The sequence below is a fragment of the Streptomyces sp. NPDC024632 genome, assembly GCF_055559175.1.
On sequence record NZ_JBVHLD010000010.1, the window covers coordinates 227,309 to 238,595 of the forward strand.

Sequence of the window (11,287 nt, forward strand, 5' to 3'; positions counted from 1 at the left end):
CTGCTTCTGGCGATTCGACGAGCGAACTCACCGACCTGCAGCCGCTTACGGCCTGAAGCCGAGCTCCAGCGCCTTGGACCTGGTCTGCACTGCCTGTGACGCCTGGTGGGCCGGCACCGTTTCGTCAAGTTCGAGACGCCGGCCAACCTGCTGGAGCAACTGCCGTTGCCACGGGCTCAGACTGTGCGTTTCCTTGGCCCAGCGAGCGATCGCGGACCACTCGTCGACGGGAACCGCAAGGAGCTCGACCTCCGTTCCCTCGGCGACGACGTCGCTCCCAGCCGAAAGACCAGACGCGTGCAGGGGTGTGGCGCGAAGCTCTGCTTCCAGCTCACCGGGCACCTTCCAGTGCACCCGGGACACCATGTCCCAGCACTCGCCCTTCTTCGCCCACTCTCCGACGTTGTTGCCACGTAGAGGAGTCAGCACTGCTTCCATGACCAGAGGACAGAGGGAGTCGATTGCCTCCTCCAGGGCCGGTGTGATCCGCTGCTCCTGCCAGATCCGGTCGAGATCGATCCGCCGGTCGGCAGCAAGCACGAGTCTGGCCATCGTGTAGGTCGTGACATGGCTCTTGTGGCTGGCCGCCTCGTGTCTGGCCGCGACCCGGTCGACGGCCTTGAAGAGGATCGCCATCGCGATGACACGCCTGCAGTACTGGGTGTCGACCTCCGGTGGCTCCTCAGTGACTCGGAGCGTGAACTCGACGAAGTTCTTCTGCGCAGCCCGGCTCACCAGATGAGGCAGCTGCTCCCAGGAGTGCACGTACTTCGCCAGGTCCGTCTTGGTGAACTTCTGCTTGAGGGGGTTCACCCGCTTGAACTTCTGCTGACGGGGAGCCGTCGCAGCCTTCGTCAGCTCGTCCGTGTACTGGCCACGAGCCCTCTCGTAGAACCAGTGCGTCTCCTGGCTGCTTCCGTCGGGGGCGGGCGCCCAGAGCGAACGGGTGTACCGCTGCACGTCCACGTGGAAGGCGTCGTTGGAGCTGAAGTCGACCTGCGTCACCCTGTTCTGCGTGTTGGAGTACTCCGAGATCTTCTTGACGATGTCCGTGAGTCGCTCGGGCGCCACCTTGGTCAGCTTCATCTGGACCTGTACCGCGGATAGGTCGGCTCGGTCACGGGCTCTTGCGTAGTAGAGCGACGCCGTGGTCTGGCCGCCGTTGACAATCTGGAGGCCCTTGACGTTGCTGACGTGCGTCGGTCGGCCTTCCGCGTCGCGGACGAACTCGACCTCCGTCGCGGTCGCCGTGATGCCGTTGTTGTAGGCAAGGAATCGTCCGGGTGTCTTACGGATGGTCTCTCGTATACCGCGGTTGACGCCTCCCTTGGCCTGCAGGAACGAGCGGACGTTCAGTTCGAGCAAGCGCGTCCAGTGGACTTCGTACAGGTCCGCCAGCGTGCTTCCCGGAATTACTCCGAGCACCACCGAGTGGTCAGCTTCGTCGCTCGGGGTGAGTACGCAGGGAAGCGGGGGGTCGAACTCGACCAGAATGGGTTCTGCAAGCGAGCCGGACGTCTCGTTGCGGTGCAGCCGTGCGACATCCCACACCTCCCGGCTCACCGGCAGACCGTCGAACTCCGTCGGTGGGACGACAGATGCGGTACAGATCCTGTTCGTGAGGAACAGCAGGCGCACTCGGGCGACCTCGCTCAGCGCCTTGCCTACTGCCACGCACATGTCGTGCACGTCAGAGGACTCGTCGATGTACTGTGCCAGTCCCTCCCGGCAACGCCTGGCGAAGGTTAGTAGCCGCCTGAAGGCTGCGTCCATCTGCGCCTTGGTCGCCTTGCGGTCCAGCGGCTCGACGTCGAACTCGGTGACGAACAGGTCCAGAGTTGTGTCGTCCGCGCTGACCCCGTAACCGGACACCTCGAAACCACGTCCGGAGTGGTACGCCCCGAAGGGGTTCTCGAGAACCCCCGCCTGCTCCAGGTCGTACAGGACACGCGCCGTGAAGACGTCCTGATGCATCAATCCCTCCGCTTCGGACGTCGCCTGCACGTCCGCCACGAGGCTTCTCGCGTACTCGGACAGATCTTGTTCAGCCATCGGCTCCCCCCGTCAGTCCCGCTACTTCTTCGTCTGTGGCTCGGTGCTGTTCCAGATTGGCGACCGCCACGTGGTACCGGCAGTCGCTGACTCCCTCGGGCAGGTCTGCCTCGACCAGCCTGGGAAAGCCCTCTCGTACGTGCCAGAAACGCATGTCCCGCACGGTGTAACGGTGGTCGTCGTAAAGCTCGCGATGCCCTGGCAGGTAGCCGGCCTGCGTCAGCAGGCCGTCGAACCGGGCATGCGCCGTAGGACTCCTCAGGCGGTCGCGGATGCTGTCGACCACCTGGTTCAGGCTCTGCCCTGAGCCCCCGTGCCGCTCGTCGAACGTGACCAGGCACAGGAGCAGAGCTGGCACTCCGGTGCCGTCGAGCTGTCTCTCGCTCGCGATCCGGAGCGTCTGGGGACGCTTCGCCGAACTGGCCTTCACCTCCAAGGCCACAGACGGCAGCTGGAAGTCCTGGTTCGCTCCCGAGGGACCCGCCCACGCCTCAACTACCTCCAGGTCCGGCAGCCCCCCGAGGAGCCTGTCCCGCAGGACGACGAGCTCGCCCACCAGACCGCGACGACCATCAGCAGTCAGGCCCGTACTGCCCACGGTCCGGAGCAAGTTCTGCCACCGTTCGTAGCGCTCGACCGCTGAGTGCAGCGCTCCGGCAGCATCGCCAGCGAGGCTCGCGCTCTGGGCCACGTCGTCGACCAGGGGGTTGAACACCTCACGGAGCTCGCTGGCCTTCAGCACGAGCTTGAGCTCGTACTCAAGGCGCGAGACGGCGTTGATCTGGATCTCGATCCCCGCTGTGCGCGGAAGGTGCTGGACGGTCCTTACGACGCCGCCTGCCGAGTGGGCATCGGACGAGATGACCAGCATCCTGTCGCCGTTCGGATGGTCAACTGAGAGGTGCATGCCGACCGGCGAGTGCGCATACAGCCGACGCACGGATCGTCCGGGGGCGTCCTGCGGCGACTCGAGGTCGTTCCAGTCCTCCTCTGTGACGCTCACTCTCCGTCCTCTAGGGCGTCAAGCGGGTAGACGTCCTCTTGGAGGTAGATCGCGTTCGCCATGTACTCCGTCCGGACATGGCGCTCGGATTCGGGAAAGCTCACCTGGAACCCCACGAGGTGCGTCGGTGCACCCTCCTCGGCGTCCTCGTCGTTTCCCTCCTTGGCGCCAACGGTTATGGGGTAGAGGAGCAACAACGCTTCCTTCGGGTCCCGTTGCCGACGCAGATACACACCTGAGGGCTCCTTGGGCTCCTTGGACTTCTCCTTGAGCCTCGCCTCAGCCCTGGTCTTCTCCAGCGCCTTCCGGACCCGCTCGTCGTCCAGTCCGAGCTGTTCGTCGACAGGGCTGAGGATCCGTCGGATGGTGTAGCGGCCCTCCTTCCGAAAGCCCTTGTTCAGGGGAGCCCGTCGCACCGGCCCCACTTGATGATCACCAATCCCCAGGGTGGACTCGGCCTGGGAACTGCTGACGAGGGCAACGGTCCAGTTGCACAGTTCGCCGTTCCGGGCACACTGCTCGATGTAGTCCGCGATGAGCCTTGGACGCACTCGCTGTGCCATCCGGTCAGCCCGGTATTCGGCCAGGAAGGCGGCGATGAGGTCGGGCTGGATGCTTGCCCACGTCACGGTTCCGCTCCGGTCGTCGACTACCGGGGTTCCGACGGCGTCGAGGCGCCTCACGAAGTGCTCGAGAGCCTGGAGGTTGCGACGCACGGCATGGCTGCCGAAGTCGAAGATGACGGTCTCCGGTCCCTCGCCCGAGTAGCTGAGAAGCACCCGCCTGCCGTTGCTCATCTTGTTGGCGGCGGTGACCATGAGGCCCAGAGATGAAGCCCTGACCTTGAGTCCGAAGTCCCGAGGAGTAAGGCCGAGCGTGGACATCTCCTCGACCTCGCGGCTGAGTTCGTCTGCAGCCGACGTGACCTCCACGTACGCCGCCTGCACTTCCGGAGTGGTGTAGAGGCGACAGAGATCCTCGAAGCCAGGACGGTACCCGAACCATCTGCCCATCTGCAGCAGGCTGTCGTACGTGTTCGCCCACCGAAGGTAGTAGCTCACGGTGAGCCCTTCCAAGGTGAGCCCCCGGGACAGCTTCTGGCCGCCGATGGCTATCACGGACAGGCCGATCCGCCTGTGCTCGTGGTAGTCGAGAACGTCCTGCGAGGTGCCGTTGATCGACTTCACCGTGATCTTCTTCAGTGCGTCGGACAGCTCTGCCTCCACTTCCTCCCAGGTCAGGGGTGGCGCCTCGTCGGCCGTAAAGCAGTCGGTCGTCCGTTCGAAGTCCTGCTCCCACAGCTGACGGAACTCCAGCAGCAGCTCTGCCCCTCGGCCGTAACGGTCGCGCAGGACGTCACTGAGCAGGCGCAGCAGGTCGTCCACCTGCTCGTGAACCTGTCCCTGCACCCGCGTGAAGCGGGTGACGTGCACGAGCATCGAGTTGTGCACCTTGGCCTGGCCTCGTGCACGCCGTGCGGCGCAAGACATGACAAACGCCATGACCGCCTCGCGCAGTGAGGCCGGCGGCTCCCCCCTCAGGCTTGCACCTGCCTTATGGCGAAGCGGCAGCCAGCTCTCCGCGTCCCGGACGTGTCGGACGAGGGGCAGCGGTTCGATGTCCGGTTCGTCGTCGTCCGCGACGCGAAGGCCGAAGACGCGCTCGGGTCCGAGGTAGTTGGACGGGGAGGGGAGGCTGCGGACGAAGCTCTCAGGGAAGAGGTCCTCGCCGGCCTTTCGGTGTTCCGCGTCCGGATCGATGTAGATGTTCGCGAAGGGCGTCGCCGTGTAGCCGACATAGGCCGACTTCTCGAAGGAGTTGAGAAGCTCGCGGATCGCCTGGTTCGTCTTCGTCGGGTCCGCGTCCGGGTCCTTCACCGTGTTGATCGAGGCGTTGTCCGCCTCGTCGTCAATCACCAGGAGCGGGATGTCCTGGACGATCCTGCCGCCGTTGGCGAGATCGGTTCCCTGTACGTCGACTGCCCAGTTCCGCAGGTACTCCAAGATGCGCCAGTGCTTCTTCACCACGAGGACGACGGGGAAGCGGCCCAGCGGGAAGTTGATGGTGGCGGCGGCCTTCCGCCCGAAGTCACCGTCCTCACGGCTGTTGGTCGGAGAGGCGATGTCCAGCCGCTTGCCACCCTGGAGGGGCATGCGGCCAGCACCCATGGCACGTGTCCGTCCCGGCTCGTTGGCTCGCATCTGGTACTGGGTGTTGAATCCCAGCAGACCCTCGTCTATGCGCAGTTGCGTCTGACTGCGGAGGTCGTTGTGGATGCCGGCGAGCACGACGATGAACTGGTAGCCCGCATCGACCGCCTTGGCTCCCAGGCCGATGTACTGACCGGTCTTGCCGGACTGCACCTGACCAATCACCAGGCCCCTGCGTCGCCAGGGTCCCTGCCGACGCGGATCCTCAAGCTGCCCGAGGACGTCATCGGTGGTCTGGTCCAGCCGGTGCACGACCGAGAGGGGGAGCTTCTTCACGTCCTCGAGGAACCAGCGGTAGCGCTCCCAGAACTCCCAGGACCGGTCCACCTTCGCTTCCCGGAGCCACGCCTCGTGCCCCTTCGGGTCTGACAGCCCCAGGGAGCGCTCCTGGAACACCGTGACCAGGGTCTCGATCTCCTTCAGCAGCTCGTCGCGGTCCAGCTGCTCCCCCCGGCCCGTCATCATCCCGAAGACCACGTTGACCGCGTCCTCGACCTCGTCCTGAGTCGGCTGGCGACCGTGCACCAGGAAGCCGCGCACGAGCCGTACGGCCCGGACGAGAGGTTCGTCGGGGGAGGCGCTCATGGTCGGCCTCCGGACTGGTCAAGAATCATGGATATAAGGCTACGGTCGGCCATCGATGTGCGTTCACGAAGTCCAGAAGCCGCGCAGCTGGTCGAAGGGGGACATGGAGCGCAACCGGTCACCGGCTTCGGCCGGTGACCGACCCGCGGCGACCATTGCCTCGAAGATCTGCTGGGCCACCTCGGTCACGTCGGCGTCCGCCTCGCCCATCGAGCCTGCGAACGGCTCCGGGTCGTCCTCGGTACCAGTCTCGTGCATCACCCGTAGTGTGGCCACCGGAACGGTCTCTTCGAGGAGACGAAGGAGTGCACGAACCCGTGCGGGTTCGGCCCCTCCTGGCCTCGACACGGACTGCACGAGGGGATGGCTGCGGTTGATCCGGCAGACCAGCCTCTCGTCGTCCCTGTTGACCTTCCAGGTGTACACGAGGGGATCCCCGTAAGTGCGTGCCGCGACAAGCCCCCGATGCCGCAGCACGTCAGCGGCCCGCTCCCGCGTCACACGTGCCAGACGCTCCAGGGTCGGACGCAGGCCGACGGGTGGCACCATGCTGGACTTCCTGACGTCGACCCCCCAATCGACGTCGGCCTCTGCGGGAACGTCGACCGCGATCCGCGCCAGGTTGTACTTCTCCTCCTTGCGCAGACGACGAAGCCCCAACCAGTCTCCGGCCAGGATCAACCGGTCACGGCGGTAGACGTAGAAGCCCTGCTGGTCAAGCCAGCCGTTCGGCCCGCCTGCCCCCTCCTGTTCCGCTGGCGTCAGTCGCTGGGTACCTGGCAGGACGAACGCCTCGATCCTCACCTCACCTTCCCTGACCGGGTGCCGCTCCGGGGGAAGTCGCAGGACAGAGGGATGGTGCATCAGGAACGGGTCCCACGGTTTCACCGCCGACCCCGAGAACCTCAGCTGTCGTCTATGAGCACCTGTCAGGAACCGGGCGAACACCATGCCCAGATGCTCCTCGGCCCGCCTGGCCTCCGCATAGAACTGCTTCTGTGCCTTCGTGTCCTGCTCGGTCGTGCTCGCGTAGCCGTTCAGCCGGCGCCAGAGCACGACGGTACCCTGGCGGCCTTCGCCCCGAAGACGAGCCAGGACTGCCTCGGTCTGGGTGTCGACCTGGCTGAACAGCCGCCACTCCCCGGTCGACTCGACCAGATCCAGGTCCCAACAGCGGGTGTGCCACTCCCCTGACACCGAGGATGTCACGACGAGCTGCCTTGCTTGGGAGAACGACGCGGACTTCAGGCCCACTCCGAACCGGCCGAGGTCCCCTGCGGACCGCTCCGTCTGAGGGCCACGGGCTGCGACGGTCATGGCTGTGACCAGTTCAGCCGGGGACATACCGTTTCCGTCGTCGGAGACCGCGATCCAGGTCTCCGCGCCTGCCCAGGTGAACTCGACGTCGATCCTGACGGCATCCGCGGAGATGCTGTTGTCGACGATGTCGGCCACAGCCGCAGGCAGCGAGTACCCGAGAGAACTGAGCGTGGCGATGAGGCCGGCAGGCTCGGGAGGCGCCAGCTCGTATGTCATCTGTCGTCTGCCCTGCCTTTGCCGACCTGAATGCTGACCCCTCGAGGGGGCTGCTACGGCCCTCACGTGGAGTGCTGCGTGGGGTAGCTCGTACGTGGACGGTCCGAGTGCATACTTCCCACGTGTCCGGCCAATCCTATCGGCCGCGGATATGCAGTGACGAAAGACCTGCGGATGCACCACGAGCCCTGGGTCCACAGCAATGCCGACAGCCGTCGCCTGACACGGTCCAGCCCAGGCCCGTGGTGAGACACGCCTGTCAGGACGTACGGACGGGGACTCAGCTCACGTTGACGGCTGCAGCAGGCTCTGAGCCGCTCTCCGCCATGGGGGTCTCAGCGGACACTTTCCCCTGACTAACGCAGAAGGCACTCACAGGGCAACTGCCGCACGCGGGCTTGCTGACCTTGCAGAACGTGCTGCCGATCAGCCGAAGGCTGGCCATACGTAGAGGAGCCTTATCCCCGGAGCCGATGATTCGCACGAGGGCGACACGCCCGTCGCTCAGGCGGTTAGTGCGGTCCGAGTCACTGTCGTTAAGACGCGCTGCGACACGCAGTGCCGCCTGCCCAGTCCAGAGCACGTCGTCGCCGTTCAGGAGCTTGAACAGCGAGCGCTCAGCAGGCTTCATCCCGAGCAGGATGGCGACCTCGTCTTGGTGATCACGTGAGTTCCAGATCCGGCGGAGGCCCACAACAGTCTGCAAGCGCTCCATCCGACTCCGAGCCGTCGGAGTAGGGGCAAGCTCTTCGAGAGCGGCGACCTTCTGCGCAGACAGCCATGACAGCCCGCGGACCTGGTCGACCAAGTCCGCCAGCTGTGCTTCCTGCAGCCGCGCCCCGGACAGCAGCGCCACCACTGCCGCAGCCATCTGGGACAGGTGTTCACCAGGGAGATGTACCCAGTCCTCCGACTCCTGGCGCGCGACAGCCCAGCTATCCAGCTGTACCCGCACCTGACTCCAGCGGGACTTCAGACCGCCCTCAGGCTTCTCAGCTCCAGGAACAGGGCGCAACACCTTGGCTGCGGCCTCACCCAGGAGCGGCGGTACCGCGTTCCCGATCTGGCGGAAGGCGTCACTGCGCGTTCCAGCGAACCGGAACCGGTCGGGAAACGTCTGTACGCGAGCAACCTCGCGAACCGTGAGGGTGCGGTTCTGGTCCGGGTGGATGTACCAGTAGCCGTCCTTGGCGATGTGCGCGGTGATGGACCGACTGCGCTGTGCCCAGTCAAGCTTCTTGTACTTGTCGGTGAAGCTGTCAGCCCGATACCTGCGCAGCGACTCGTCGACATCGGAGTAGAGCGTGTTCGACTCCATAGTCGAGAAAATTTTCCAGTCGTCTGCGCGTACACGTCGGCTCATGTGGTCCCATACGACGTCTTCGGACTGGTCCTGCTCCGCTCCTTCCCGCATCTTGCTGACGAAGGAAGAGGGCGTTGCCGACGCTGAGTACCGTGTCCGCCGGCCTCCTACTCGCTCAGTAGGCAGGATGTGCGGCCGAGTACCCGCGTACTCGTCAGTTGCCACCAGCAACGACGGAAGATCACCGATGGCATCACGGAGAGAGACACCCTCCTGGTCAGGCTCCCAGTCGAATCGCTCGACGTCGTTGCGGGCCAGGAGGATCAACCGCTTACGGTGCTGGGGAACGCCGTAGCGCCAGGCGTCCACCAGCCGTACCTGCGTGGCGTAACCAGCGTTCTCAAGACACTGTTCGATGAATCGGACCACCCGGAAGTCGTCGCTCAGTCCCATGTCAGGGACGTTCTCCATGAGCACTGCACGAGGCTGCAGCTCTTCGATGATGTGCAGGTACGAGCGCCACAGCTCCTTCCGGAGATCGACGGGATTCCGGCCGTGGTGCTCGACGAGGCTGCGGATCTTGCTGCGCCCTGCCCGGCTGAACGGCTGGCAAGGGGGACCTCCTGCAACAAGGTCGATTCGCCCGCGAGCGGGCTTCATCAGCTCGAGGAGTTCCTCCAGTGCGGCTGGCTCGCCCAAGTCGACGTCTAGACTCATGCCGGGGAAGTTGGCAGCATGAGTTTCCAGGGCGGGACCGTTGTGGTCGACGGCTGCGGCAATTGTCCAACCAGCGCGCGTCAGCCCCAGGCTGAGTCCACCCGCGCCGGAAAAGAGATCGAGCGCAAGTCGCTTGTCAGCCCCGAACGATTCCAGCCACTGGGGGAAGTCCTCCTGTCGGCAACTGTTCTCGTGAGGCACAAGCGACAGGTAATCACTCCGCTCGAGAGGGACGCCATAGACCTGCTTGGTCACAGTACGAACCTCCGCATCGAAGACAGGACACACCAGGAGATCATGGATCCCCTGGTGGGAGCAAGAATTTGGGCATAAGATTCGGTGATCGCCACGACCTTCCGACCGTCCGGCCCTGTAGCTAAGTACATGCTATCGACCGTCCCGTCAGTACCGTTTGCCGCCCCCGCCCCCGCCCCCGCCCCGCCCCCGCCCCCGCCGCATTCGCGACTAGGCCGAGCCTAGGACATGGCATCGGTGCGCGGCAGGAGTGTCCCGGACTTTCGGCAGAGGGTCTCCCTCACAGTCCGGGGTACCAGGCAAACGAGAACGCAGGCGCACGGTGACGGGCGGTATGGAATGTTGCGCTGCCAGTGACACCCATGGCTGATTGGATCTGGTGCAGCGTTTGGTGGCAGGTTGACCTGCCCCACGTCCTGGGTTCCAGTTCTGGTGGCTGACTGGCCCAGTGAAGCGCTGCGGTGAGGTCGCGCGGTGGAGCGCACGCCCTGCTTCACGGCCTCAGTTCACGAGCGGCCTGAGCTCTCCGTTTAAGGCCATCGGCATGATCCATTCACCGACTTCCCTCAGCACGATCCAACTCTGTGGAGGAGCGCACGCCGGCCGCAACTCTGCCCCGTAAGCCCGTGTCGTGTGTCACCGATCAGGTGAACTGTCCCGGGGCTTCGAGAGCGATGCGTTCGAAGGTGGCGTGGTCGTAGGCGAAGTCGGGTGAGTCAGGGATGGGCCAGTGGATGACGATCTCGGTGATGCCGGCCTCGGCGTGGCGTCCGGCGAAGTCCACGAAGGCGTCTACGGATGCGAAGGGGGTGGCGCGGTCGGGGGTGAAGCCGGTGAGGAGGATCTTGGGGACGCTGTCGGGATCGCGGGCGGCTTCGCGCAGGGCGGTGGAGAGGCGGTCGACCTGGCCGCGGACGGCGTCCAGGGACTCCTTGGCGGTGCCGGTCTCGTACAGAGCGGGGTCGCCGGTGGTCACCCACGCCTGGCCGTACTTCGCGGCGAGCTTCATGCCGCGCGGGCCGGTGGCGGCGACGGCGAACGGCAGGCGCGGAGACTGCACGCAGCCGGGGATGTTGCGCGCCTCGACGGCTGAGTAGGAGTTGCCGTTGAAGGTGATGTCGCCTTGGAGCAGCAACCGGTCGAGGAGTTCCACGAACTCGGCGAAGCGGTCGGCGCGCTCCCTCGGCGTCCACGGCTGCTGCCCGAGCACGACGGCGTCGAATCCGGTCCCGCCGGCCCCGATCCCGAGCGTCACCCGGCCGCCGCTGACGTCGTCGAGCGTCATCAACTCCTTGGCGAACGGCACGGGATGCCGGAAGTTAGGTGACGTAACGAGGGTTCCCAGCCGGATGCTGTCGGTCACACCGGCAGCGGCGGTCAGCGTCGGGATCGCCCCGAACCACGTTCGGTCCCGGAAAGGCACCCGCCACGACAGGTGGTCGTAGGTATAGGCGGCGTGGAAGCCCAGTTCCTCGGCTCCTTGCCACACCTTCCGCCCCCCAGCCCAGGGGTAGATCGGCAGGATCACGGTGCTCAGACGCAGACTCATGCCCGGGAGCTTACGGCTGCCTCATGGTGCCTGGCCGTGCATCGTGCTGCTGGCGGGTCCCTCACCGGGGAGAGGCG

6 protein-coding genes are annotated in these 11,287 nt (G+C 65.3%); all 6 read right to left on the reverse strand.

The window, feature by feature from the left end; genetic code table 11:
* Positions 1–45: 45 nt before the first annotated feature.
* On the reverse strand, positions 46–2,052 hold the full coding sequence (locus ACZ37P_RS22445; RefSeq protein ID WP_467348269.1) for an AIPR family protein: 2,007 nt from the start codon (positions 2,050–2,052) through the stop codon (positions 46–48).
* Positions 2,045–3,055 (reverse strand): PD-(D/E)XK motif protein, encoded by a 1,011-nt coding sequence (locus ACZ37P_RS22450; RefSeq protein WP_467348270.1) that lies wholly within the window; start codon positions 3,053–3,055, stop codon positions 2,045–2,047. The genes ACZ37P_RS22445 and ACZ37P_RS22450 overlap by 8 nt, the downstream gene beginning before the upstream one ends.
* Positions 3,052–5,850 carry a Z1 domain-containing protein gene (locus tag ACZ37P_RS22455; protein WP_467348271.1) on the reverse strand — a complete coding sequence of 933 codons (2,799 nt, stop codon included), beginning with the start codon at positions 5,848–5,850 and terminating at the stop codon, positions 3,052–3,054. Before ACZ37P_RS22455 ends, ACZ37P_RS22450 begins: the two co-directional genes overlap by 4 nt.
* A gap of 63 nt (positions 5,851–5,913) precedes the next feature.
* Positions 5,914–7,386: an ATP-binding protein gene (locus ACZ37P_RS22460; RefSeq protein WP_467348272.1), complete on the reverse strand. Its 1,473-nt coding sequence runs from the start codon at positions 7,384–7,386 to the stop codon at positions 5,914–5,916.
* A gap of 280 nt (positions 7,387–7,666) precedes the next feature.
* On the reverse strand, positions 7,667–9,661 hold the full coding sequence (locus ACZ37P_RS22465) for a DNA cytosine methyltransferase (protein WP_467348274.1): 1,995 nt from the start codon (positions 9,659–9,661) through the stop codon (positions 7,667–7,669).
* Between the two features lie 643 nt (positions 9,662–10,304).
* Positions 10,305–11,210, reverse strand: coding sequence for an LLM class flavin-dependent oxidoreductase (locus tag ACZ37P_RS22470; protein WP_467348276.1), 906 nt, complete (start codon positions 11,208–11,210; stop codon positions 10,305–10,307).
* Positions 11,211–11,287 lie beyond the last annotated feature (77 nt).

Excerpts from the sequence above, each read along its gene's own strand:
- ACZ37P_RS22445 (WP_467348269.1), bottom strand. The coding sequence starts at position 2,052 with ATGGCTGAACAAGATCTGTCCGAGTACGCGAGAAGCCTCGTGGCGGAC.
- ACZ37P_RS22455 (WP_467348271.1), bottom strand. The coding sequence starts at position 5,850 with ATGAGCGCCTCCCCCGACGAACCTCTCGTCCGGGCCGTACGGCTCGTG.
- ACZ37P_RS22460 (WP_467348272.1), bottom strand. The coding sequence starts at position 7,386 with ATGACATACGAGCTGGCGCCTCCCGAGCCTGCCGGCCTCATCGCCACG.
- ACZ37P_RS22470 (WP_467348276.1), bottom strand. The coding sequence starts at position 11,210 with ATGAGTCTGCGTCTGAGCACCGTGATCCTGCCGATCTACCCCTGGGCT.